The sequence below is a fragment of the Streptomyces sp. NPDC058239 genome, from assembly GCF_042882185.1.
Lineage (GTDB): Bacteria > Actinomycetota > Actinomycetes > Streptomycetales > Streptomycetaceae > Streptomyces.
Window position 1 is genome coordinate 132,533 of the sequence record NZ_JBHVWS010000006.1, and the last position, 24,388, is coordinate 156,920.

The window sequence follows — 24,388 nt, forward strand, 5'->3', positions numbered from 1 at the left end:
GTATCGCTGGGTGCGAGGGTGGTGGGGCCGTGGGGGCGAGCGGTTCGGCCCGTTACGGCTGCGGGTATCCGGCCTGCGCCCCGGTGAGCGTCAGATAGACGTCTTCGAGGCTGGCGGTGCGCGTCTGTACGCCCTGGAGTCCGGCGAGGGCGTCGATCGCGGCCAGGACCCTGCCCGATTCGAGGGTTTCCAGCACGAGCGCGCCGGGCTCCTCGGTGACGCTGTCGACGCCCTCGATGGCCCGGGCCTCGTCGAGGGTCAGGCGGCCCTCGGGGACCAGCAGTCTGGTGGTGGGGCCGGCTGCGGCGATGAGGCGGGCGGGGCTGTCGAGGGCGGCGACGGAGCCGTCGACCATGATGGCGACGCGGTCGCAGAGCGCCTCGGCCTCATCGAGGTGGTGGGTGGTGTAGATGATGGTGCGGCCCGCGCCCTTGAGGTCGCGCAGCACCTGCCACAGGGCGCGCCTGGCCTGCGGATCGAGGGCTGCGGTCGGCTCGTCCAGGAAGATCAGTTCGGGTTCGTGGACGAGCGCGGAGGCGATGGCGAGCCGCTGCCGCTGGCCGCCGGAGAGGTCGTCCACCCGGGTGTCGCCCTGCTCGGTGAGGCCGACGGAGTCCAGCGCGCGTTCGGCCGCCGCACGGTCCACCCGGTAGAGGGCGGCCATGGTGCGCAGATGTTCCCGGGCGGTGAGGCGGACGAAGAACGCCGAAGTCTGCGTCTGTACGCCGAGCCTGGGGAGCAGGGTCGCGTTGCGCGGCCAGGGGGCGGCGCCGAGGACGGTCACGCTCCCGGAGTCGGCCCTGCGCTGCCCCTCCATGATCTCCACGAGGGTGGTCTTGCCCGCCCCGTTGGGGCCGAGCAGTCCGAAGAACTCGCCGCGCGGCACGGTGAGGGACACCCCGTCGACGGCGTGCGTGTCGCCGTACCGCTTGTGTACGTCGTCGAGGACGACGGCTGCCGGGTGCCGGCCGCCGTCGTCCGGGCCGGCCTGGTTCCCCGGGGAGGTGGACGGGGCGGTGGGGGTCATGGACTTCTCCTTGTCCGCCGCTGCTCGGCGGGTCGGACGTTCGGGGCGGTGGGTCGGCATGGGGTCGGTGGTCACACGGTCAGCAGATGGTGGGCACCCGCCACGACGGCGGCGAGGATCAGCACGAGCACGAACACCGAGCCCAGTCCGTAGGCGAGGTACGCGGTCCGGGCTCGGCGTGGGTAGTCGGCCGCCGCCGGGTCGCGGCGGGCGGCCAGGCGCAGGTACGTACCGGCCGACGCGGCCAGTTCGGTGGCCCCGCACAGCTGGCTCACGATCCGGTAGCCGTCGAGCGGCGGAAACGGGACCAGCATGGCGAGCGCCTGTGCACTGCCGAGGAGCAGCAGGGCGCCCAGCGCTCCGTGCGTGGCCGCGTCGAGCGGGGCGAACAGCCAGAGAGCGCAGAACGGAAGCAGGAACAGCAGATTCATCACCGCTCCCGCCAGCGCAGTTTGGATGCGTTGCCAACGGGAGCCCAGATAGAGGTAGTTGCCCACCGTGCAGTACATGATGACCACGGGCAGCCGCCAGCGCAGACCGATTTCGGCCACCGTGCCGCCGTAGTGCCGGGCGACGACCCCGTGGGCGAGTTCATGCAGGGCGGTACTGAACCAGAGCAGCGTGGCAGCACCCGTCAGCAGAACCGGGTTCGTGAACAACTCCCTTGTGCTGACGAGAAGTTCATCCGCACGCAGGGCGACCACCACCTCCATCGCGAGCACCAGGACCAGCAGGGGCACCAGCCACCCCGGAGCCAGCAGGAAGCCGACCGCCCGGTGCAGCCGGGCGGTGGTGGCGTCGGCGTCGGCGACCAGCCGGATGCTGCCGCGCAGCACCCCGCGCCCGGACTCGGCGGGCCGGGCGGGCCCGGCGGCGGGTGCGGCGGGAGCACGGCCGTCGGCCCCGGCCAGCAGGCCGCGCGTGCCGAGCATCCGCAGGATCTGCTGCCAGCGGGCGCCGTCCAGCCTGCGCCCGTACTCCTCGGCGTACTCCTCGCCGATCTCCCGCAGGCTGCGCTCCCCGTCCATCCTGGCGATGAGGAAGTGCTCCTTGGGGCCGACCCTGAAGGAGCTGCCGCTGTCGGTGTCCTTGATCAGGTGCACCGTCGCGGCGCCGTGCAGCAGCGCGTCGCTGAGCAGGACCCGGGGCCGCAGTGCCGGCCGGTATTCGGCGAGGGCTTCGGCGGCCCCCTGCGCAGCGGCGCTCATCCCGGCTCCCGCAGGGCCCGGCCGAGCACGTGCGAGAGGTATGCCTCGTCCCTGATCGTCACATGCAGCCGGTTGTTGGTCATATGCATGTACGGGGAGAGGAGCAGCGGCAGCGAGGCCGCCGGGTCGGTGACCTGCTCGTCGCGTTCGCCGTCCCAGGAGCGGAACGTCAGATCGCCCTTGAGGGTCAGCGCGACGACGCTGTTGCGCAGTTCGACGCAGTGCTCGGCCCAGCCGGCGAGGAATCCGGGCAGTCGTGCCGCGCCCTCCTCGCCCGCCACGGCGGCCCGGACATGGGCGAAGCGGGCAGCCAGTCCGGGGGCCATCGAGGCGTAGTTGCGGTCGTACTCGTCGCTGCCGATGAAGCCGGTGCCGGGGAAGGCCCGGTGCCAGAACTCGTAATAGCTGTCGAGGTAGTCGGCGAGTTCCTGCCGGTCCGGCAGGAAAGCCGCTGCCATCACCATCATCAGCTGTGCGGAGGTGCCGAGCAGCACGGTCCGCAGATGGAGGTTCTTCGTCCGGAAGGCGTCGATGACCAGGTCGCTGGAGTGCCTGAAATGCCATTCGGCGAGCTCGATCCCGGCCGGGCCGCCGTATTTGCCGTACTCCGGTTCGTAACGCTCCTCGCTGCGCGAGTTGTTGGGGCGGAGGTTCATCCGGCCCTGGTCGTCCATGTAGTGGCCGCGTTCGGCTCCGGGGAACTCGATGTCGAACAGAGTGTTGTAGAAGTCGTTGAGGAACCCGGAGTCCACCTCGTACAGCGCGGGCCGTTCGGCCAGGAACGCGTCGACGGCCGCCTCCGTACGGCGCCGGACCTCGGCTTCGGCGTCCGGGGCCGTCGGCCTGATCCGCAGCCGCACATGCGGACCCTCCAGCCAGTAGTTGATGAAGAAATAGCCCGCGAGCAGACCGTCCGCCTCCAGTTCCGCCACCAGCGGGCGGATGCAATGGGTCAGCATGGGCCGGGGGTTGGCGGCGTAGAAGATGTGGGTGGCCTGCCACGCTCCCTCCGGGCGGATCCCCGTGGCGGCCGGGGTGGATGGGGCTGAGCTCATGAGTGGTCTCTCCTTCGGGCGGGGGTGGCCGTCTCCACCGCGAGTTCGGCGACATGCCGGCCCCGGCCGGAGACGGTGTGCAGCCCGTCCTCGTCGGGCAGCATTTCCCGGAACACGACCCGGGCCTCGGCGGTCCTGATCAGTGCCTCGAACGCGGACAGGGAGAGCGGGCTGTCGAAGTCGACGTAGCTCGGCTTGGCACCGGTCGCCCCGCGCGCGCCGCTGTCGGCGACGGTGGCGAAGACCCGGTCCGGCAGACCATGGGCGCGGCGGAACGCGTGCCAGTCCAGGAACCACGTGTCGTCCCCGGCCCCCGGCCGGCGCAGTGGCAGCACGGCGGCGGGCGCGCTCCAGCTGCGCCTGCTGAGCACCACACTTCCGTGCCGGACCCGCGGCCTCGTGGTGACTCCGCCCTCCGGTACGCCCTCGGGCACGCCGCCCCACACATTGATCGGGGACATGGAGGTCGGCGAGAGCAGCAACAGGGTCCGGGGCAGCTCGGGCAGGGCCAGGGGGACGAGGTAGCCGAGGTAGACGGGAACCACCTCCTTGCCCAGCCGGGTGGAGCGCAGGACGAGCCGGTCCGTGGTCCGGTCGTGGGCGAGGTGGAGGTCGTCCAGGTGGATGCGGTTGGGGGCGGGCAGGGTGCCGCGCTCGCCGGGGCAGACGATCTCGTACTCGGTGAGCCGGCCGTGCAGATTGAGGTTGCTGGTGACGGGCCCCCCGGTGACCTCGGCGAGGACGGCGCCCTCGGGTACGAGGCCGGCGGTGGCGGCGAGCAGCTGTTCGTCGAGGCCGTCGAAGAGGTGTGTGAACCTGCTGAACGGGAAGGAGACACCGCCGTAGGAACGGTTGAGGACGACCAGCGGATCGGCGGGCCGGTCCACGATCTGCACATGGTGTGCGAGCGGACTGAACTCCGTTGTCAGCGGGGACAGTTCGGAGGCGACCTCGTCGAGGATGTCGTCGTCGACGTGGATCTCGCCACTGCCCGTGCCCGTCTTCTCCCAGGCCGACCACAGGGCGCGCATCCGTTCCACGAAGGTCTGCCGGGCCGTGTCGAGGGCCTTGAGCTGCGGCAGGGACAGCCAGTTCTCCTCGGGTACGTAATTTCCGTCCGCGTCGAACGTGGTGTGCTTCGCGGTGAACGACATGTACTGGTCGAAGAAGTCCTCGTGGAAGTCGTGGACCAGCTTCAGCAGATCGTCGCAGCGTCCGCCCTGTCCGTACCGGGCGAGGAAGAACCCCTTGAACGTGACGCGCTGCGGCAGGGTCAGGTCGAAGGCGGGCAGGATGCGTTCCACCGCGCCGAGCGGCCCGGCCGCCAGCCTCTCCCAGGCCGGGGCGGACAGTTGGGCGCACTGCCCGGCCGCCACGTCCTCGTACAGCAGGGTCTGCGGAATTCTCGCCCGGTCCATGCCGAGCTCCTCCTCCTGGAGGGTGCGCAGCGCGGTGCGCAACTCATCCATCAGGGCCCGCCGTTCGGCCGGACTCGCGTCCGCGAACCGTTCGACACAGGAGGCGGGGGCGTCCAGACGGCCGGCGAGCCGGTCCGCCCAGGGGCGGCCGAGTCCGCGCAGCGAGGTCTGGAACGCGCGCAGCGGATCGATGTCGTGGACCTCGGTCCGCAGGCAGGGGACCTGCACCATGCCGAGGTCGAGGAGCGCCTGGAGGTAGTGGGCGCACTCCTCCTCGTCCGCTCCCTGGTCCTCGGCGAGCCAGCCGGCCAGCTCCCCGTAGCGAAGGGTGCCGCGCTCCTCGAACAGACCGAGGAGGCGTTCCAGGGTGCCGCTGCGGCGGAGGAAGAACAGCCGGTCCTTCACCGCGTCGAAGGTGACGGCGGTGTCCTCGTCGCCCTGGGTGACCCAGCGGCGCACATAGCGGACCCGGTCGTCGTCGCGGCCCCAGCCGGAGGCCGGGGCGACCGGCAGATCGGCGCGGCGGACCGGGTCCGCGATCACGGCCTGCGCGAGTCTGCCGACGGCGACGACATTGAGCCGCAGCCGCCCGGCCCATTCGTCGTCGACCCGGACTCGGAGCCCCTGGTCATCGGCGGGCTCGCCGAAGGTCCCGGGGGCGACCCCGGTGAACGTGGAGAACGGGCTGGTCTTGCACGCCGTGCGGTAGAGGTACGAGAGCAGCGAGCGCTCGATCTTGCGCTGCTTCTTGTCCGGGGGCGTGGCGGCGCTGCTCCTCGCATACGCGTCGAGCTGTGCGTCCAGCGCCGGGGACGCCAGCAGCAGCCCCTTGCGCAGCCGCTCCTCCCCTGCCAGCCGGCGCAGTACGTCGCGGGCGCGGCCGGTCTCGTCGGCGAGCAGGGCGCGGCCCACCGCCCGGTGCTCCTCCAGTCGGCGCCGGCCGGTCAGCCAGGCCGCCAGCGCCGCGCCGGCCGCCGCGTCGAGGCCCTGTACGAGGGCCGACGAACGGCCGGCGGCATCGGGCCTCGGCAGCCGGTTGTTGAAGACGTCACGGCGCAGGCCCAGCAGCGTGCGGCGCAGCGCCTCGTCCTCGCTGCCGCCGATCAGGCCGTGGATCAGGTCGCCGAGCCGCTCGCCGTCGGCGCGCAACCGTTCGGTGGCGTAAAGGACTTCGTCGGCCCAGCGGCGGCTCTGCGGGCAGCGCAGCGCCTGCACGCTCTCGACCGGCAGGCCGGCGACCCGCAACATGAAGCGGGAGCGGGTGGCGGTGGATGGGTGGTCCGGCGTCATGGCAGGGTCTCCCCTTCTCGTTCCGGTCGTCGTCGAAGGTGGCGGCGCTCAGGCGATCTCGTACCGGAAGTCGGCCGGGGCCGGCCGCTCGTTGCCGATCATCATGATCAGCAGCGGCGCTTCGCCCGTCCCCGCGAGAGAGAGTTCCTCGATGTACGAGATGTTGTCGAAGCCGAGCGCCACCCCGCAGCCGATGCCCACAGCGGACGCGGCGGTGTAGGCGGTCTGGGCAATCGCCCCGACGGTGGCGTTGACCAGGCGGTATCCACGGTCCCCGACGGCGTCGAGGACGGCTTCGGTACGGACGGTGGGCACCAGGACCGCGCCGGCCTGCTCCAGGTTGTAGTTCGACAGGAAGTAGTTCTTCTGCAGGAACTCGCCCGGTCTGCCCGCCTTCACCAGCCGCAGACTGTGCGCGTCGGGGTCGTACTCGTACGCACCGGGCGCGATCCCCTCGACATGGCTGACGAACACGTAGAGCTTCGCCAGCCGCTGTCCTCCGGTGTCCCCACCGATCCGCGAACCGGCCACGGAAGCCGCCAGACAGGCCGCCAGCTGCTGCGCGCCGATCGGGTGCTGTGCGTCGAAGCGGCCGAAACTGCTGCGGCGGGCGCGCAGTGCGGTGCGTACGTCCGTGTCGAGCGGCGGACCGGGCGGCAGTGCCACCTCCGGGCGGGCCGGATCGGCGGGGTGCGCGGCGGCCGGGGCGAGAGCCGCCGGGGCGGGACGGTCGCCGGCACGGGCTGCGGTGGCGGCCTGCATCCGCCGGAGCGCGTCGAAGGTGAGGACCGTACGCGAACGCTCACGGTCCCGGTGGCGCACGGAGACCGGGGAGGCGGACGGTGTGCGGGAGACGGCCCCCGCCCACTTCAGCGGTACGACGGCGAAGATGCCCTCCGCCGCCGTGTCCACACCGAGCAGCCGTCCGAGCCGCTCCTCGTCGAACCAGAGCGCGGGCTGAACGGACAGCCCCCGGGCGCCGGCCCACATCCGCCAGGTCTGTACACACGCCCCGAGGTCCATGGACACGGCGTGGAAGGAGAAGTTGTTGTACTTGAAGGCGTTCTGCCAGTACTTGATCCCGAGAACCAGATACTGATCGGTGTCCGGGCCCGGCGCCCCGTCCCCGAGCGCCGCCCGCACCTCGCCCGACACATCGCCGGTCAGCAGCCGCTGCATCGTGTGGTGCCGTGTGGAGTAGTAGTGCACCCCCGGTGGTACGGGACCGCTCGGGCCGGACACCCAGTAGAGGCTGACCGGGTAGAGCCCGCCGCCGGACGCGGAACCCCGGGACCAGTTGGCGAGCGGGTAGTACGGCAGGGCGCCGAGGTCGGTGTTGGTCTGGACGCCCAGACGGCGGCCGGTCAGCCCGTAGGAGTCGCGGAGCATCCCGGAGAGCAGCGTGAGGTCGAACTCCGCTTCCTCATCGGTCTCCTGGGCGAGACCCCGGTCGAGTGCCGCGTGGTCGGGGTAGTCGCAGGCGGGCAGTGGCAGGCTGTCGACGCCGGGATAGAACTTTGCCTTGCGCGGGCCGTCCGACCAGTTCGGTACGAAATCGGCGGGGTCCATCGGGACCCGGCCGCGCTGGAGGATCGCGGCGGCGTATTCATGGGCGTACCCCATGGCGGGCTCCTCGGTCACGGGAAGGGGTGCGGGGCGGGGTTGAGGTCGGCGTCGGTGAGATCGCTCTCGCGCAGTCCGGCCTCCCGCAGGGCGGTGCGCAGCCGGTCCATGCCGAGCGCGCGCTGCCGGGTCCAGCCGAAGTCGATCGGCAGCAGCCCGGGCACTATGACGCCGACCGTGGTCAGGCCCAGCTCGCGCTGTTCCGGCATGGTCTGGTCGACGACGATCACGTCGAATCCGGCAGCGGTGACGGCGTCCACGCATCGGTTCAGGTCGTCCCGCAGATCGTCGGAGACGGGAAGCACCGAGCCGTCCGCATACAGCTGGTCGAAGGAGCGCAGGGGCGGGCGCGGCGCTCCCGGTCCGCCGATCAGGAAGTGCGCGTGGCGGCCCATCTGCGGGATGCCGTAGGCCAGGGGGTGGTCGTGCAGCGCCTCGACCCGGTGGAAGTCGTCCGCCATGGCGGACAGCCGCTCCAGGTCGCGCTCGGTGCGACGGCGGAGGTTCACCGCGTCGGTGGCGATCTCGCACAGCGCACCGGCCAGGGCCGCCTCCGGGTCCAGTCCGGCACCCGCGCCGAAGCACATCAGGCCGGGGCCGCCGTCCATCCGCACGGCGACCCCCGTGACGACCGGGATCGGGAAGGAGATCCGGGTGTCGAAGAAGCGGGCCTCGTAGCCGTACATCTCCAGCCGGTCGACCATCTGACGGGTGGCCGGGCGACGGCTGGTGCGCGGATCGATCTCGGGCAGCGAGGCCTGCCCGTACCAGGAGAGCAGGAACGCGTCGCGCTCGACGAGTTCCATCAGCCCGTGGTAGACGGCCTCCTCCAGACAGCCCCCCGAGGCGCAGCCGTTGGAGCTCTCCTGGACGAAGCGGTTCTCCAGACCGGGTGCGTGGTAGTACGTGAGGACTTCGGGCACCAGGACCGTGCGCCCCTCGCGCAGGGACCAGCCCTGGACCCAGGGGATCGCACGGTCCGGGGAGAACGGGGTGACGCGGGGGTTGGCCCGGTGGAAGCCGTCCGAGTACAGCCCGCACACCCGCGGGTCGAGCGCGTGCTCGCCGCGGGCGCGCAGGGCGTTCAGGGAGTCCCGTGTCTGCGCCTTCCTGGCCCGGGAGCGCATGCCCGCGTACCGCTCAAGACCTTCGAGCACACCGATCCGCATGCTCTCGGCGAAGGTGTCGGCGTGACCGCCCCAGAAGGTCTCGCGCAGATACTCCCCCGAGCGCATGGAGAAGCAGCCGATGGTGGCGGAGGTGGAGGTGGAGGAGATGTCCTGGACGACGGACGGGCCGAGCGATCCGCACACCGGGTTGGCGTAGGGCTCGACGGGCAGCTCGTACTCGTCGATGTCCCGGACCCGGAAGCTGCCGGGCCCGCGTTTGGGCGCCGGGCGCAGGGTGAGTGCGGCTGCCTCGGCGGTGTCCGGCTCCACCACTGCGCAGCGCGGGCACTCGGGGTCGGGGACGAGCGGATAGTGGCGGACCGTCAGGGTCCGCAGGTCCACCAGGTGTACTGCGGGGAAGGCGCCGGACTCCGGTCCGCTGCCGCCGAGCCGGGCGGCGACGACCCCCGCGAGCGCGTGTGCGGAGAACGGTGTGAGGTACGGGTATTCCCCGGCCGTCCTGGTGCCCGAACCGAGCTCCAGCGCCTCCCGCAGGGCGACGGAACGGACCGCCTGCCAGCGCCGTTCGAGGCAGTGGGCGCAGAGCCGCGGGCCGGCGTGTCCGGGCGGCGCGAAGGGGCCGACGACGACGTGCCGGCCGTAGAACCGGACGGGCACGGCGGGCACGGCGGATGCCCCGGCTGCGGCGCCCGCATCGGCCCCGCCGTCCACGAAGGCGTCGCGTATGCCGAGCGGCGCCACGTCCAGCGGGGGCGGGGTGCCGTGGTGAGTCAGTGCGTCATGGAGAAGTTCCGCGAGCGTGCGCGCGGACTCCGCCGGCCGACGGTGTTCACGGAGCGGGGTCTCAACGGGCATCGGGGCCGCCCCCGCCGTCCACCGTGAGCAGCACCCGGGCGGTACTGATGCCGCCGGTGGCGAGATCGGCCGGGGTGGTGGGCACATACAGGACGTCGCGTCCGGCGAGCCGAAGCCGGTCGAGCACCGCGGCGAACGTGGCCGTGGGCCCGTCCGCGGTGACCGGGCCGCCGGTCACCGCGATGCTCCCGGCGGCGAGATCACGGACCAGCGGGTCGCCCGGGTCGACCTCCGCGCTCGGGTCCTCCGCGGCCAGCTGCACCTGCCCGAGCAGATCCCGCAACGCGGCGCAGGCCGCCGCCCGGCGCGACAGACCCGCACCGACCGCCCAACGGCCCTCCCGTCCCCCGTCGTCGGACTCCCGGGCCAGCACCACCTGGGCCGAGGTGCGCTCCCCCTCCCCCAGATCCAGCAACTCCACGGCAAGATCCAGATTGGCCGCGGACTTCAGCAGGAACACCAGCTCCGGGTCGTCGCCGCCGGCGGCGACCGGACTCACCACCGCCGTACCCCGGACCGCCCGCAGCAGTGCGTCGTGCGCCAGCGCCGACATCAGACCGACGCCCGCCGCCTCCTGCGCATCCGCACCCGCGCCCGAACCCGCGACCGTCGCGAGATGGAGCCGGTCCCGGTTGTGCGCCCCGAAGGTCCGCACGGCCGCGGCCGGCACCCGGACCGGTTCCTTGCCGATCAGCGAGGTCGCGACGGTCCAGGCACCCGGCAGGGCGCCGCTCCCGCCGCCGGTGGTCAGCGCGTCCGGGCCCAGTATCCGGTCCGCCGCCACCTCGAAGGCCGTGTCGAGGGGCGCCACGTGCTCCACGTACGCCGTCGCCGCCGCGTACAGCGCCCGCATCCGCGCGCCCGCCAGATGGTGTACGTCGAAGGCGGCGATCCGGCGCCGCGCCCCGGCGCCGAGCGCCACCTCGACCCGGCTGATCTTCAGCGGGGTCTGGGTCAGCCTCTCGTCGTCGTAACGGCTGAAGATCCCGGTGTGCGGGCGCACCAGCGCCGTGCTGATCCGGTTCAGGTCCTCGACCATGGCCTCCGCGTCACGGGCGGTCTCCACGGTCGGGGTGACCGGCAGTGCCAGGCCGTCCGGCAGCGCGGCCGCCGGCTCACCCGCGTTCAAGGCGGCGCAGCGACCGCAGCGGGGGTGCGGCTGGACCGGCTCGGACATCACATCCAGCGAGGCCAGGTCCTGGACGAGGACCTGGCCGTCCGTCTCGGCGGGCAGCGCACCGGTGGTGAGGCGGAAGATCTCGTAGCCGAGGAGGTTGCCCACCATCGCGGCGACCGGGCCGGACAGCTCATCCCGGGACACAGGTGTGGCGCCCGCCGCCTCGCCCCAGAGCTCGGCGGCTTCACCGGCGGCCACGTTGCCGCCCAGCCGCAGCAGGGCGCAGGACCAGCAGCCGGTGGAGGCCGCGGTGGAGAGCGGGCCCACGACCAGACGCTCGCCGAACAGCCAGGCGGGGATCAGGGTCCGGCCCTCGGGCACTCCGGCGGCGAGCAGCCGATGGGTACGTGCTCCGGCCCCGGCCCCGGTCACCACGACGATGTCGTAGCCGTCGAGTGCCTCCCAGCCGGCCTCCGTGCCCGCGCCGATGCGGTCCGCCTGTGCGGTCTCCCTGCCCGCCTCGGCCGTGACCTCGCCGAACTCCACGGTCGTGCCGATCCGCGCGCACCCGTTGCGCAGCAGGCTCAGCGCGCACCACCGGGCGATCTCGTCGTCACCGAGGACGGCGACGCGGGTGGCGCGGAAGCGGGCGAAGCGCTCCGGTGCACCGTCGACGTAGTGGTCGATGTAGGCGATCTGTGCCGCGAACCGTTCCGCCACCTCGTCCGGCACCGGACGGGCCCCGGTGCCGGCCTCGGGCACATCGCGGGCGAACCCCCGCTCGTACAGCGTCTTGACCAACTCTGCCGCCATCGCCCGCTGCCCCGGACCGAAGCCCGCGCACACGTCGGCGAGCCGGTGGTGGCCGGCCAGATGCGGGACCACGAGGGAGGCGAAGCGGTAGGCGGTGCGGCCGGCCAGATGGAACCCGCCGTCGGCGTTGTGGAAGAGCACCCCGCCAGGGGTCTCGGTGAACAGCACGTCCCGGCGAATGCGCGGCCGGGTCGCGGCGAGCGCCTCGAACGTCCCGGTCACTGCGGTTTCGGCACTCTCGGCCATGAGGTCACACCTTCTCTGTGCGGCGGATGCGTTCCTGGTCGGTTCTTCGTACGTAGGCGCGGAGCAGTTCATGGATGCGGTACGGGCCGGGCGGGCCGTCCTCCAGCAGTCCGGCGTCGGCCAGCCGTTCCAGTACCGCTTCGGTGACGCCCGGGACGTCCTCGGCCGTGAAGGTGGACCCGGGCGCCGCCGCGACCCGCAGGAACGCTTCGGCCAGCCGTGGGTCGAGCCGGTCCAGCGCACCGTCGAGGAGAGCCGTCACGGAGAGGCCCGGGGAGTCGGTGAGGGTGAGCCGGGCGAGCGGGTCCTCGCCCAGCCAGCCGACGGCATCGCCGAGCCGCAGCCCGGGCCGGGTCAGCAGCCGGGCCGTCAGGATGCGCAGCGCGAGCGGGAAGTGACCGCACAGTGCCGTGAGCCGACGTGCCGCGTCCGGTTCCGCCTCGACCCGCTCGGTGCCGAGCACGGACAGCAGCAGCGCGTACGACTCCGCCCCGGTGAACGCGGAGAGCCGGTGCACCCACCCTCCGTGCGTGGCAATGAGCCCGGCGAGCCCCATCCGGCTGGTGACGATCACGGCCCCCTGCGCCTGTGCGATGACGGGCAGCAGTGGGCGCACCTGATCGGCGTCCACCACGTCGTCGAGTACGAGCAGGGTGCGTCTCCCCGGCTGTCCGGGGCGCAGGGCCGCCGACACCTCCGCCGCGGCGTCGGCGGCGCCACGGGGTTCGCCGTCCGGCCGGGTCATCCGGACGAGCAGCCGGCCGGCCGGGAAGCTGTCCCGCACCAGGTGCGCGACGTGGTGGGCGAGGGCCGACTTGCCGACACCGGGTGCCCCGGACACAAGGACGGTGAGCGGGTGCCGGTCGCCCTCGCCGGGTGCGGCGGGGGCGGTGAGGCGGGCCACCATGGCGGCGGTCTCGGCGTCCCGCCCGGTGAAGTTCGGTACCGCGGGTACCGCCGGAGCCGCGGGCCCGGCGGTGGCCTTTGGCAGGGCCGTGACAGCGGACGCTTCCGGGGACCCCGGAGCCGCGGGCTCCTCCGGGCCGGGGACGCCCGCCACGACCAGCACCTCCCCCTCGACCACCCGCACGGCGCCGGGCAGTTGAGGGATCCGGCCGGCCACGGCCCCCAGATCCTCGCCACGCAGAATCGCGAGCTCCAGCTGCTGGAGGGCGGGAGAGGGGTCGACACCCAGCTCGTCCAGCAGGAACCCCTTGACCCTTCGGTACTCCGCGAGGGCCTGGGTCTGCCGTCCCGTCCGGTAGAGCGCCTCGATCAGTTGCTCGTGAAGCCGCTCATGGCCCGGGTATACGCGCGTAGCCGTCCACAGTTCGACGAGGGCCTCTCCGTAGCGCCCCAGACCCAGCAGCAGATCGCAGACCCGTTCCACACTGCGCAGCCGCTCCTCCGCGAGACGCGGCACCTCGTCCCGGTGCAGCACGTCCGAGCGCACATTGGCCAGCAGCGAGCCCTGCCAGAGGGACAGCGCGTCCTTGAGCGTGCAGAGCTCCGCCTCCGGATCGTCCGTCATGACCACGGCCCGGCGCACCTGGTCCCGGAAGCCGAGCAGGTCCAGGGAGTGCGGCTCGGCGGTGATCCGGTAGCCACCGGGTACCGCCTCGATCGATGTCTCCGTCACTCCGTGTTTGGTGAAGAGCCGGCGCAGCCGCAGTACACAGGTCTGGAGCGCGGCCTTGGCGGTGGCCGGCTGTTCCTCTCCCCACACGGCCCGTTGAAGGTAGTCGGCGGACACGACGGCATTGGCGTGCAGGAGCAGTGCGGCCAGCAGGATCGTCGGCTTCGACGGCTGGAGCACGACGGCTTCGGGGCCGTCCGTGAGAGTCAGCGGCCCTAGCAGCTGAAACCGCATCACGGCGTTCTAGTCCCAGCCGTTGACCAGCTTGCACACCTGTACGGGTGCGGCGGGCAAGGGGAGTCGGTCCACCACCGCCTCCAGGCGCGCGCAGAGCGTCTGAGCGGCGTGGGCCGGACGACGCTGCGGGGCCGAGGGGCCGAAGGAGGCCGCCCCCGAGGCGGAGGCGGCACCGGCAGAGAGCGCGAGCGAGACGAGGGCGAGACCGGTGACGGCGGCAGTGCGTGCGGCGCCGGCCGGCTGCGTCGAAAGCGAAGACCTGAACACGATTTCCCCTTCGGCTGTTGCGTCCTGCCGGGGATTCCCGGCAGGACGACGATGCCAGCGAGGAGGGCACGGGCGCGCGCCCGGCCGTGTCAGCTTGCTGCACGGACCACGGCAGCTTCGTGCAATCGGTTCCGGTCATGGGGGTGTCCGGAGGAACGCCCCGCGCCGTACGGGCACGAATCCGGCCCCGGAGTGTTTGGAGGAACACCCCGGGGCCGGATCAGTCATCCTACGTCGGTCGTCACCCTCGCTATTCCGTGGCGATCGCGTTCAGGACGTTCATCCTGCCCGCCCGGAACGCCGGGACCAGGGCGGCGAACAGGCCGACGAAGGCCGAGGCGACGAAGACCGTGAGGATCGTCGGCCACGGGATCTCCAGGACGCCGAGGCCCTCCAGGGCCAGCAGCTTCTGTGCCGCCGTGCCCCAGCCCATGCCGAGGCCGAGGCCCAGCAGGGCGCCGAAGACCGCGATGACCACCGACTCCAGGCGGATCATCCGGCGCAGCTGGCGGCGGGAGAGGCCGATGGCGCGCATCAGGCCGATCTCGCGGGTCCGCTCGACCACCGACAGGGCGAGGGTGTTCACCACACCGAGCACCGCGACGATGATCGCGAGCGCCAGCAGGCCGTAGACGATGTTCAGCAGCTGGCCGATCTGGTCCTTCAGCTGCTGCTTGAAGTCGGCCTGGTTCTTCACCTCGTACTGCGGGTACTTGGCGAGGGCGTCCTTGAGGGCGGCGTACGCCTCCTTCTCCTTGCCGTCCGCAGCCTTCGCGAACATGATCATGTTGTCCGGCAGGGTGTCGGCGGGGACGTACCGCGCGGCGGTCGTGATGTCGGTGTACATCGCGCCCTTGTCGATGTTCACGTCGTCCGAGGTGATCGCTGCGACCTTCAGCTTCGCCGTCTCGCCGCCCTTGAACGCGACGGTGAGCCGGTCACCGACCTTGATGTGGTGCTTGGTGGCGTACATCTCGCCGACCGACATCGAGTCCTTGCCGTACGCGTCGGCCAGCTTTCCGGAGACGGTCTCGCGGCGGACGTCGTCCTTGTACGTGGGGTCGGCGGCGACCAGGCCCTCGTCCTCGGTGGTGCCGTCGGGGGCGGTCAGCTTGGCGTCGACGATCTTGTAGGCGGTGAGGTGCTCGATGTCCGGCACGGACTCCAGGGATTTCACGGCCTGGTCCACGATCAGTGTGGGTGTATTGCCGGACGCCTGGACGATGAAGTCCGCGCCGACCGACTTGTCGAGTTCCTCGGTGGCCGAGGCGACCATGGAGGAGCCGACGACGGAGAGGCAGGCCACCAGGGCGAGGCCGATCATCAGGGCGGCGCCGGTCGCTCCGGTGCGGCGCGGGTTGCGCAGGGCGTTGCGCTCCGCGAGCCGTCCGACGGGGCCGAACATCCGCAGCATGACCGCGCTCAGCACCCGGACCACGAAGCCGGCCAGCAGCGGGCCGATCACGATGAAGCCGATCAGGGTGAGGACCACGCCCGCACCGAGGAAGAGCGAACCTTCGCTCGACTTGTCGGCCCGGGTCGCGGCGAGGAGCGCGGCGCCACCGGCGAGGGTGAGGACCAGCCCGATCGCGGCCCGGACCCGGCCCGCGCGGCCGTCCGCCGGGGTTCCGGCATCGCGCAGTGCGGCCATCGGGGAGATCTTGCCGGCCCGGCGGGCCGGGATGTACGCGGCGACGACCGTGACGACGATGCCGAGCGCGAGGCCGATCACGGGGGTCGTCCAGGCGACCGTGAGGTCCTTGGTGGACAGGTCCATGCCCATGGCGCCCATGAGCTTCATCAGGCCCACGGCGAGGCCTGCACCGGCGCCGACGCCGAGGACGGAGCCGACGATGCCGAGGAACAGCGCCTCGATCAGCACGGACCGGTTGACCTGCTTGCGGCTGGAGCCGATGGCCCGCATCAGGCCGATCTCACGGGTGCGCTGGGCGACCAGCATCGAGAAGGTGTTGACGATCAGGAAGATGCCGACGAGGAAGGCGATCCCGGCGAAACCGAGCATCGCGTACTTCATGACGTCGAGGAATGAGCCCATCGAGTCCTTGTTGGCGTCCGCGGCCTCCTTCTGCGTCTGGAGCTTGTACGCGGAGGTGTCGCCGAGCGCAGTGGCGACGTGTCGCTTCAACTGCGTGTCCGTGACGCCGGATTCGGCGGTGACGGAGATGAGGCTGAAGACGTCGGGCCTGCCGAGCAGCTTCGTCTGCGCGGTGGCGGTGTCGAAGTAGACGATCGCCGCACCGGGGTTGGTGACCTTGAAGGTGGCGATGCCGCTGATCTTCGCGTTGATGTCGCCGGTGGCGGCGATGGTGCGCAGCTCGTCACCGATCTTCAGGCTGTGCTTGTCGGCGGTGTCGGCGTCGACCATCACCTCGGTCGGGCCGCGCGGTGCGTGGCCGGAGGTGATCTCCATCGAACGCAGGTCGTTCTTCGTCCAGTTGCCCGCGATCGTCGGGGCGCCCGTCGTCGAGCCCATGTTCTTGTTGTGGCTGTCGACGACGGTGACGGACATGCTGCTGACCGCGCCCTCGGCGTCCTTCACTCCGGTGGCCTTGCCGACCTGCTCGACGACGGAGGCGGGGAGCGTCACGGGCTTGCCGTTCCCCGGGAGCCGGTCGTTGTCCTCGGGACTCCTGGGGCTGACGGTGACATCGGCCGATGTCGCGGCGAAGAGCTTGTCGAACGTGGTGTTCATGGTGTCGGTGAAGACGAGCGTGCCGCACACGAACGCCACCGACAGCAGGACCGCGACGGCGGAGAGCGCCATTCGTCCCTTGTGCGCGAAGAAGTTGCGCCTCGATGTCTTCCAGACGGTCATGACGTCCGCCCGCGCGAGTCGAAGTCCTTCATGCGGTCGAGGACCTGGTCGGCCGTCGGATTGTGCATCTCGTCGACGATGCGTCCGTCGGCGAGGTACAGCACCCGGTCCGCGTAGGAGGCGGCGACCGGGTCATGGGTGACCATGACGATGGTCTGGCCCAGCTCGTCTACCGATCTGCGCAGGAAGCTCAGCACCTCGGCGCCGGCCCGCGAGTCCAGGTTTCCGGTGGGCTCGTCACCGAAGATGATCTCCGGCCGGGCGGCGAGCGCCCTGGCCACCGCGACGCGCTGCTGCTGGCCACCGGAGAGCTCGGTGGGCCGGTGCTTCAGCCGCTCGGCGAGACCGACCGTCTCCACGACCTGCCGCAGCCAGGCCGCGTCGGGCTTGCGGCCCGCGATGTCCATCGGCAGCGTGATGTTCTCCAGGGCGTTCAGCGTCGGGAGCAGGTTGAACGCCTGGAAGATGAAACCGATCCGGTCCCGGCGGAGCTGGGTGAGCTTCTTGTCCTTGAGCCCGGTGATCTCGGTCTCGTCGAGGTGGATCTGACCCGAGGTCACGGTGTCCAGGCCGGCCAGGCAGTGCATCAGGGTCGACTTGCCGGAGCCGGACGGGCCCATGATCGCCGTGAACTGCCCGCGGGCGATGTCCACATCGACATGGTCGAGCGCGACGACCCGGGTCTCCCCCACCCCGTACGCCTTGACGACCTGCCGCGCTCGCGCAGCGACGGCCGTACGCCCTCCAGTGCCCCCGTGCCTGGGAATGGTTACAGCCGTTGTCACGGTTTTTCTCCTAAGTCGGTTGTCGGTCAGCTACGCCGGTCAGCGTTCGGGATGTCGCGGGTGTACCTGTGAAGTCTGCTGTTCCGAGGGGGTCCGGCGCCCTGGTGCACAGCGCAGTCTTCGGGTGGGGTTTTCCCCACCCCGCCCCCTGCGGCCGGCCGCACTCGCGGTGGGAATCAGCCGCTTTTTGCGGTGTAGGAACACGCTAAGGAACGGGCCCCCGCCGTCACGTCCTCCGCCGGGAGGAACCACCCCCGGGCAAAACTGAGGAGCGTCCCCTAGGGGTCTCGGCCCCCGGGTGGAGACCGGCCTCAGGGACTGGACCCTTGGGTGCACGCGCCGGGGTCCGCAGAGGCCTTCGGACACATCCCCCGGCAGCGGCACCTCCCCGCCGGGATCCACGGGTGAGACAGTGTCCCGAGAAAATACGTGCAGTGGGAAGGAATCTTGGTGAGCGGCGCGGGCGGCAATGCGGGCGGCGATACCGAAGCGATGTCCGGGCCCGGGGTCGGCGCGGTCCCCTCTCCCGAGACGCCGCGCGGACGCGGCCCGGTGGTCGCCGCCCTGATGCTCGGGATGGCCCTGGCGGCCATCGACGGCACCATCGTCTCGACCGCCGTTCCGCAGATCGTCGGCGACCTCGGCGGCTTCTCCGTCTTCTCATGGCTGTTCTCCGGCTATCTGCTGGCCGTGACGGTCTCCCTGCCGGTGTACGGGAAGCTCTCCGACACCTTCGGCCGCAAGCCGGTCCTGATCGCCGGCATCGCCCTCTTCCTGTTCGGCTCGGTGCTCTGCGCCGCCGCCTGGAACATGGCCGCGCTGATCGCCTTCCGGGTCGTCCAGGGCCTGGGCGGCGGCGCCCTGCAAGGCACCGTGCAGACCATCGCCGCGGACCTGTATCCACTCAAGGAACGCCCGAAGATCCAGGCCAGACTGTCGACCGTATGGGCCACGTCGGCAGTCGCGGGGCCGGTGATCGGCGGACTGTTCGCGGTGTACGCCGACTGGCGCTGGATCTTCCTGATCAACCTGCCGATCGGGGCCCTCGCGCTCTGGCTCGTCGTACGCCACCTCCACGAGCCGTCCCGCACCCGCCGGGCGGCCGGCACGCCCCGCCCCCGCATCGACTGGGCGGGCGCCCTCGCCGTCTTCGCCACCGGCACCCTGCTGCTGACCGCGCTCGTCCAGGGCGGGGTCGCCTGGCCCTGGCTCTCCGCCCCGTCCCTCGGGCTGCTGGCCGGCAGCGTCGTGCTCGGCGCGCTGACGGTCGTCATCGAGCGGCGGGCCGCCGAGCCGATCATTCCCGGCTGGGTCTGGCGGCGGCGGACCATCGCCTCGGTCAATCTGGCGCTGGGCGCGATGGGGCTGCTGATGGTCGCCCCCACGGTCTTCCTGCCGACGTACGCCCAGGCGGTGCTGGGTCTCGGACCGATCGCCGCCGGTTTCGTGCTGTCCGTGATGACCCTGAGCTGGCCGGTTTCGGCGGCCTTCTCCAACCGCGTCTACAACCGCATCGGCTTCCGCCGCACCGCGATCATCGGCATGAGCTGCGCCCTGCTGATACTGCTCGCCTTCCCGCTGCTGCCGTATCCCGGCGAGCCGTGGCAGCCTGCCCTGATCATGCTGCTGCTGGGCGCGGCGCTCGGGCTGTTCCAGCTGCCGCTGATCATCGGGGTCCAGTCGACGGTCGGCTGGGCCGAGCGCGGCACGACGACCGCCTCCGTACTCTTCTGCCGCCAGGTCGGCCAGAGCGTCGGCGCCGCGCTCTTCGGGGCCGTCGCCAACGGGATCCTCGCCTCCCGGCTGGCCGCCGCCCCGGTCCCCGGGCTGCCGGGCGACCTGGACGCGATCTCGCACGCCCTGGACGACCCGGGCAGGCTCTCGGCCGCGGCGACGGACTATCTGCGGCGGGCCGTCGACGCCGCCGTCGACCATGTCTACCTGGGTGCTGCCGGGGCCGCGGCGCTCGCCCTGCTGGTGCTGGTCTTCGTGGCCCCGCGCCGCTTCCCGGTCCTCACCGAGGAGTCCGGGAACGACGCCCCGGCGCCGTAGACGTCCGCATCGCGCTACGGGGCAGAGAGACTCCATTCGGCAAGGCCTCATGCAACTGAGCCATTACCGTGGGCAGTTCAGGCCAACCTCTCCCCAACCGCCATACCCGCGAGTAATGTTCGCGCTTCCGACAGCACAACCGCACTCCTGCCTTGCCGTCCAGCCCAGGACCCGAGCCATGCAAGGAGCAGCACCCAGATGTCGTACGGAAGCCCGCCCCCGTCCCCGTACTCCTCCTGGCCCGGACGGCTGCCGAAGCCGTCCCGGCGGCATCAGCCCCCGCCTCCGCATGACCCCGAACACCTGCTGCCCTGGCAGAGTTCGGAACCCTCACCGCCCCCGGAACGGCCGAGCGCTCCCACCGCCCCCGTGCCCGTCCCGGGCCATCACGGCGATCTGCGCCGGCTGCGCACCGCGTACCGGCTGCTCCGGCGCATCACGACCCTGACCGCATTCGGCTACTTCGTCGTCTTCCTGCTGCTCTCCGGATTCGCCAAGGACCTGATGGACCGCCCCCTGTTCGGCGGTCTCAACATCGGCCTGGCGCTGGGGCTCTGTCAGCTCCCCGTGACTCTGCTCGCCATCGTCCTGTACGAGCGGACCGCCCGGAGCACGGTCGATCCGCTCGCCGCACGGATCCGAAGAACGGGAGCGGCCCGGTGAACGGATTCGACGATTCCGCACAGTCGATGTCCCTGGTGGCCTTCCTCGCCGTGGCCACCGTGGCCCTGCTGCTCTGTGTGATGACCGGCCCGGACCGCGACGACCTCGACGAGTTCTACACCGGCCCCCGCTCGCTCTCGCCCCTGCGCAGCGGCCTCGCACTCGCGGGCGACTACCTCTCCGCGGCCACGGTTCTCGGCACCACCGGCATCATCGCCCTCACCGGCTACGACGGGATGATCCTCGCCCTGAGCATCACCCTCTCGCTCGTCCTGCTGATGTTCCTGCTGGCCGAACCACTGCGCAACGCGGGCGGGTTCACCATGGGCGACCTGCTCGTACGCCGCGCCCCCGGCCGCGCGGTCCGTATCACCGCCTGCGCGGCCACCATCGCCGCGCTCGTTCCGATGATGGTCGTCCAGCTCGCGAGCAGCGGCGATCTGCTCTCCTTCATCCTGGGGTTCGACAGCTCCGGGTTCCGCACCGGCGCCATCATCGGGCTCGGCATCCTGATGATCAGCTACTCGGCGATCGGCGGCATGAAGGGCACCGCGCTGATCCAGATCGTGAAGACCGTGGTCCTCTTCGTCGCCGCGTTCACCATCTCCGTACTGATCATGAACCGCTTCGACTGGGACACCGGCGCCCTGCTCTCGGCCGCCCGGGCAGGCAGCGGCGAGGGGGCCGCGTATCTGCGCTCGGGGCTCCAGTTCGACGGCAGCGGACTCGACATGGTGAGCTCCGAACTGACCGTGGTACTCGGCGCCGCCTGTCTGCCACACGTCACCATGCGCATGGCGAGCGCCCGCTCCACGCAGGCCGTCCGCCGCTCGCTGTCCTGGGCGGTCGCCGTGGTCGCCGTGCTCTGTCTGCTGCTCGTCGTCATCGGTCTCGGCGCCGGGGCGCTCGTCGGCCACGACCGCATCACCGCCGCCGGGGCCTCCGGAAACAGCTCGATCCTCCAGATCAGCGGTGTGGTGGCGGGCGGTGGCCGACTGGGCGCGCTGGTCGTCACCACGATGACGACGGCGATCTTCCTGACTCTGCTCGCCTCGGTCGCCGGAATGATCCTGGCCTGCGCGAACTCCCTCGCGCACGATCTCTTCGCCCACGGCCTGCACGGGGTGCGCGACCCGGACAGGAAGCCGCTGCCGGGCCTGTCCGAAATGCGTACGGCACAGGCCTCGGCAGTCGTCGTCGGGCTGCTCGCCACCACCCTCGCCGTCGTGGCCAGGCACTGGAACGTACAGGCGCTGGCGACGCTCTCGTTCTGTGTCGGCGCGTCGGCGCTGGCCCCGGCGCTCGTCTACAGCATCTTCTGGCGGCGCTTCACCCGTACCGGGCTGCTCAGCACCCTGATCGTCGGCACCGTCACCGTCATGGTGCTGATCACCGGCACCAATCTCGTCTCGGGCTCACCGTCTTCGGTCTTCCCCGAGTACGACTTCAACTGGTTCCCGTTCACCACGACCGGGCTCGTCTCCATCCCGGCCGGATTCCTGGCGGGATGGCTGGGAACGGTACTCGGGCGGCGCACGGCGGCCGAAGAACGCCGACGGTACGAGGCCGAGGAACCGCGAATCCTGGCGGGCGCACCGCAAAAATCGGCGGCCCGCCCCTGAGGAACCCCCGTATCCGAAGGCAAAGGTCCCGGCGGCCGGGCTCAGTCCTCCGCCGGGGCCACCCGCCCGGTGAGCGCCGCGAGTGAGTTCCGCACGTGCGCCATGTGCGCCTGGACCTCCTCGCGGCCCTCCTCGTGCTCCCGCAGGATCCGCTCCGTCTCCCGGACCACCCGCTCCTCACGGACCCTGGCCGCCGCGATCAGCTCCGCACCCTGCGCCTCGGCGTCCTCCTGGCCGTGCCGTGCGGCCTCCTCGGTCCGAGCCAGTGCCCGTCGCGCCTCGGCCAGTCGGACCTCCGCCTGCTCGGTCAGCTCGTCGTGGTGCGCGGCCTGCGCGGCCCCGGCCTCCGCCACCTCGCGCTCGGCCGCCTTCCACCGCTCGGAGTGCTCCTGCTCCTGGTGTGCAAGGACGCTCGCGGTACGGCGACGCGTCTCGGCCATCGCGGACTCCGCCTGTTCCCGCACCTCCGCGGCTTCCTTGCGGGCCTCGGCGACGGTCTGCTCGGCGGTGCCCCCGGCCGTGATCAGCGTCCCGTCGGCGTACTCCTCGGCCCCTGCCCGCATCGCCTCACAGTCCGCGCTCGCCGACTCGCGGAGCCTGCGGCCCGCCTCGTCCGCCGCGTCCCGCAGCGCCTGCGCCTCCTCCTGGGCGGCGCCCCGCACGTCCCGGGCCTCGCTCTCGGCGAGCGCCAGGATCTGCCGGGCGCGCTCACCGAGCGATTCATAGTTCTGCGGAGCGAGCTTGGCGACGGCCTCGCCCAGCCGGACCGACTCGGCCGAAAGCTCCTCCACCAGCGCGGTCAGCCGGGACACCTGCTCCCACGCCTCGTCCCGCTCGGCCGACAGCCCGGCCACGGTGCGATCCACCTGCTCCGGACGGTAGCCACGTCCTCGTACGCCGACGAAGCCATGCGCGGACACCGGTGCAGAACTCATCCCTGAAGCCTCTTTCCGACTCTCCGACCACCTGCAGTACGTCTAAGGATGCGGCAATTGACACAGAAGTCGGAATCGTTTCGCTGCTTTCCGGACGGAAGCGACCGGCATCACAGGCCGCACATGGGACGGCGCCCGGCCCCCTCTCGGGGAACCGGGCGCCGTCCGCAGAGCCTGCCGGGTCAGATCAGCCCGTCCCACATCTGCTCTAGGAGCACCGACCACCAGCTCTCCGACGACGCCAGCGCCGCCGCGTCCAGCGCCACCAGCTGGGCCTGGAAGTCGACGGTCCAGCGGCCCGCCTGCTCCGGGTTGAGCCCGAACCGCAGCCGCCACATCCGGCCGAGCAGTGCCATCGAGCGCTGGAACTCCGGCAGCCCGGTGTTCACGAACTGCGGCGCCACCGACTGCCCACCAGGGCCTGCCTCGACCGGCACGGCCACGATGTTCGCGGTGCCGTACTGGACACAGATCGCCCGCCCGAAGTCGGACCCCATGACGAGGTACGACCCCGCGTCGGGGGCTGCCTGCACCTGCCGCTGTGCGGCCAGCTCGGCCAGCGTCGGCACAACCGGCTGGCCCGGCTGCGCCCAGAAGAACGGCCCGAAGTCGGCGGGCAGCCCCGCCCACACCAGCGTCCGTGCCACGGCCTCGGGCACACCCTGGCGGGACACCGCTCGCTGATCGAAGCGGAGGATGCCCTGCGGACCGAAGGTCTGCAGCAGCTCCTGGGCGACGGCCTCCGACGGCACCGCCGGCGCGGGCGGCATCTGCGGCAGCGGAGCCCGAACCGGCGCGGGACGAGCCGGCCCGTCCGCGACCTGGTGCAGTTCCCCCTGATGGGTGAGCAGATGCTGCATGCCCTGCTGGCGGCTGGCGTGATCGGTGCCGTACGGGGCGACGCTGGTGATCCGCACCTGCGGCCAGGTCTCACGGATCATCCGCGCGCAGTAGCCACCGGGCAGCTCGCACGACTCCAGCTCGGTATGCAGCTCGATGACCTGCTGCGGCGGCACGTTCATGGCCCGCAGCTCGTGCAGCATCTGCCACTCGGGGTGCGGGGTGCCCGGCGCCGAGCGGCGGATCAGCTGCTGCTCGCTGCCGTCGGGCGCGCGGTAGCGCAGCACGGCCTGATAGCCGGGGCCGACGGTCGGCTGACCGGTCGGCGCCTGCGGATATCCGTACGCCGGGGGCGGCGGGGTGTGCGGATTCGGCGGTACGGGGCCGGGGACGCCGCCCTGCGGCATTCCCGGCGGACCGGGAGGACCGGGCGGCTGCGGCGCGGACGGCCCGACCTGGCCGGGGCCCGCGAGCATCGTCGCCGCATGGTGCACACCGCCACCGGGCGGAGGCGTCGAACCAGGAGGAGCGGGCGGTGCCGGAGGCCCGGGAGGACCGGGCGGCTGCGGAGCCCCGGGGACTCCGGGCGGCCCCGGAGGCTGCGGCACACCCGGACCACCCATGCTCGGGTCCGCGAACATCGTCGCCGCATGGTGCACACCGCCACCGGGCGGAGGCGTCGAACCAGGAGGAGCGGGCGGTGCCGGAGGCCCGGGAGGACCGGGCGGCTGCG

16 protein-coding genes are annotated in these 24,388 nt (G+C 71.6%); 3 read left to right on the forward strand and 13 right to left on the reverse strand.

All coding sequences use genetic code 11. The annotated features are described in order from the left end of the window. Positions 1 to 52: 52 nt before the first annotated feature. The 11 genes from ACFVYE_RS10585 to ACFVYE_RS10635 form a co-directional block, all read right to left on the reverse strand. A complete protein-coding gene (locus tag ACFVYE_RS10585; protein ID WP_383960676.1) occupies positions 53 to 1,027 on the reverse strand; it encodes an ABC transporter ATP-binding protein in 975 nt (324 codons plus the stop codon). A 71-nt stretch (positions 1,028 to 1,098) separates the two neighbouring features. Next, on the reverse strand, positions 1,099 to 2,235 hold the full coding sequence (locus ACFVYE_RS10590; RefSeq protein WP_383960605.1) for a M50 family metallopeptidase: 1,137 nt from the start codon (positions 2,233 to 2,235) through the stop codon (positions 1,099 to 1,101). Next, positions 2,232 to 3,290, reverse strand: a complete 1,059-nt coding sequence (locus ACFVYE_RS10595; RefSeq protein WP_383960608.1) for a lantibiotic dehydratase C-terminal domain-containing protein — start codon at positions 3,288 to 3,290, stop codon at positions 2,232 to 2,234. The genes ACFVYE_RS10590 and ACFVYE_RS10595 overlap by 4 nt, the downstream gene beginning before the upstream one ends. Beyond that, positions 3,287 to 5,998, reverse strand: coding sequence for a lantibiotic dehydratase (locus tag ACFVYE_RS10600; RefSeq protein WP_389605034.1), 2,712 nt, complete (start codon positions 5,996 to 5,998; stop codon positions 3,287 to 3,289). Before ACFVYE_RS10600 ends, ACFVYE_RS10595 begins: the two co-directional genes overlap by 4 nt. Before the next feature lie 48 nt (positions 5,999 to 6,046). Further along, positions 6,047 to 7,621, reverse strand: coding sequence for a nitroreductase family protein (locus ACFVYE_RS10605; RefSeq protein WP_389605036.1), 1,575 nt, complete (start codon positions 7,619 to 7,621; stop codon positions 6,047 to 6,049). A gap of 14 nt (positions 7,622 to 7,635) precedes the next feature. Beyond that, the gene (locus ACFVYE_RS10610) at positions 7,636 to 9,606 is read right to left on the reverse strand and encodes a TOMM precursor leader peptide-binding protein (RefSeq protein ID WP_389605038.1); all 1,971 of its coding nucleotides are present in this window, start codon (positions 9,604 to 9,606) and stop codon (positions 7,636 to 7,638) included. After that, positions 9,596 to 11,782: a TOMM precursor leader peptide-binding protein gene (locus ACFVYE_RS10615; protein WP_383960620.1), complete on the reverse strand. Its 2,187-nt coding sequence runs from the start codon at positions 11,780 to 11,782 to the stop codon at positions 9,596 to 9,598. Before ACFVYE_RS10615 ends, ACFVYE_RS10610 begins: the two co-directional genes overlap by 11 nt. Positions 11,783 to 11,786: 4 nt before the next feature. Further along, positions 11,787 to 13,652: a BTAD domain-containing putative transcriptional regulator gene (locus ACFVYE_RS10620; protein ID WP_389605040.1), complete on the reverse strand. Its 1,866-nt coding sequence runs from the start codon at positions 13,650 to 13,652 to the stop codon at positions 11,787 to 11,789. A gap of 9 nt (positions 13,653 to 13,661) precedes the next feature. Then, positions 13,662 to 13,922, reverse strand: a complete 261-nt coding sequence (locus tag ACFVYE_RS10625) for a hypothetical protein (RefSeq protein ID WP_383960626.1) — start codon at positions 13,920 to 13,922, stop codon at positions 13,662 to 13,664. A 250-nt stretch (positions 13,923 to 14,172) separates the two neighbouring features. Next, a complete protein-coding gene (locus ACFVYE_RS10630; RefSeq protein ID WP_389605042.1) occupies positions 14,173 to 16,758 on the reverse strand; it encodes an ABC transporter permease in 2,586 nt (861 codons plus the stop codon). Continuing rightward, on the reverse strand, positions 16,755 to 17,543 hold the full coding sequence (locus ACFVYE_RS10635; RefSeq protein WP_383960632.1) for an ABC transporter ATP-binding protein: 789 nt from the start codon (positions 17,541 to 17,543) through the stop codon (positions 16,755 to 16,757). The genes ACFVYE_RS10630 and ACFVYE_RS10635 overlap by 4 nt, the downstream gene beginning before the upstream one ends. A gap of 492 nt (positions 17,544 to 18,035) precedes the next feature. Here ACFVYE_RS10635 and ACFVYE_RS10640 point away from each other — a divergent pair, with 492 nt between their 5' ends. From ACFVYE_RS10640 to ACFVYE_RS10650, 3 genes are all read left to right on the forward strand, one after another. Beyond that, a complete protein-coding gene (locus tag ACFVYE_RS10640; RefSeq protein WP_389605129.1) occupies positions 18,036 to 19,595 on the forward strand; it encodes an MFS transporter in 1,560 nt (519 codons plus the stop codon). Between the two features lie 198 nt (positions 19,596 to 19,793). Beyond that, positions 19,794 to 20,258, forward strand: coding sequence for a DUF485 domain-containing protein (locus ACFVYE_RS10645; RefSeq protein WP_383960635.1), 465 nt, complete (start codon positions 19,794 to 19,796; stop codon positions 20,256 to 20,258). After that, positions 20,255 to 21,880 (forward strand): cation acetate symporter, encoded by a 1,626-nt coding sequence (locus ACFVYE_RS10650; RefSeq protein WP_389605045.1) that lies wholly within the window; start codon positions 20,255 to 20,257, stop codon positions 21,878 to 21,880. Before ACFVYE_RS10645 ends, ACFVYE_RS10650 begins: the two co-directional genes overlap by 4 nt. 41 nt (positions 21,881 to 21,921) lie before the next feature. On the opposite strand, the gene ACFVYE_RS10655 is transcribed toward ACFVYE_RS10650, so the two are convergent. Together ACFVYE_RS10655 and ACFVYE_RS10660 are read right to left on the reverse strand one after the other, a co-directional pair. After that, on the reverse strand, positions 21,922 to 22,815 hold the full coding sequence (locus ACFVYE_RS10655; RefSeq protein ID WP_389605047.1) for a cellulose-binding protein: 894 nt from the start codon (positions 22,813 to 22,815) through the stop codon (positions 21,922 to 21,924). 182 nt (positions 22,816 to 22,997) lie between these two features. Further along, positions 22,998 to 24,388 (reverse strand): SUKH-4 family immunity protein (locus ACFVYE_RS10660; RefSeq protein WP_389605049.1); only part of this gene is annotated, 1,391 nt, incomplete at its 5' end.

Coding starts and splice junctions, on each gene's coding strand:
- ACFVYE_RS10585 (WP_383960676.1), bottom strand. CDS start 1,027: ATGACCCCCACCGCCCCGTCCACCTCCCCGGGGAACCAGGCCGGCCCG.
- ACFVYE_RS10590 (WP_383960605.1), bottom strand. CDS start 2,235: ATGAGCGCCGCTGCGCAGGGGGCCGCCGAAGCCCTCGCCGAATACCGG.
- ACFVYE_RS10595 (WP_383960608.1), bottom strand. CDS start 3,290: ATGAGCTCAGCCCCATCCACCCCGGCCGCCACGGGGATCCGCCCGGAG.
- ACFVYE_RS10600 (WP_389605034.1), bottom strand. CDS start 5,998: ATGACGCCGGACCACCCATCCACCGCCACCCGCTCCCGCTTCATGTTG.
- ACFVYE_RS10605 (WP_389605036.1), bottom strand. CDS start 7,621: ATGGGGTACGCCCATGAATACGCCGCCGCGATCCTCCAGCGCGGCCGG.
- ACFVYE_RS10610 (WP_389605038.1), bottom strand. CDS start 9,606: ATGCCCGTTGAGACCCCGCTCCGTGAACACCGTCGGCCGGCGGAGTCC.
- ACFVYE_RS10615 (WP_383960620.1), bottom strand. CDS start 11,782: ATGGCCGAGAGTGCCGAAACCGCAGTGACCGGGACGTTCGAGGCGCTC.
- ACFVYE_RS10620 (WP_389605040.1), bottom strand. CDS start 13,652: ATGCGGTTTCAGCTGCTAGGGCCGCTGACTCTCACGGACGGCCCCGAA.
- ACFVYE_RS10630 (WP_389605042.1), bottom strand. CDS start 16,758: ATGACCGTCTGGAAGACATCGAGGCGCAACTTCTTCGCGCACAAGGGA.
- ACFVYE_RS10640 (WP_389605129.1), top strand. CDS start 18,036: ATGTCCGGGCCCGGGGTCGGCGCGGTCCCCTCTCCCGAGACGCCGCGC.
- ACFVYE_RS10645 (WP_383960635.1), top strand. CDS start 19,794: ATGTCGTACGGAAGCCCGCCCCCGTCCCCGTACTCCTCCTGGCCCGGA.
- ACFVYE_RS10655 (WP_389605047.1), bottom strand. CDS start 22,815: ATGAGTTCTGCACCGGTGTCCGCGCATGGCTTCGTCGGCGTACGAGGA.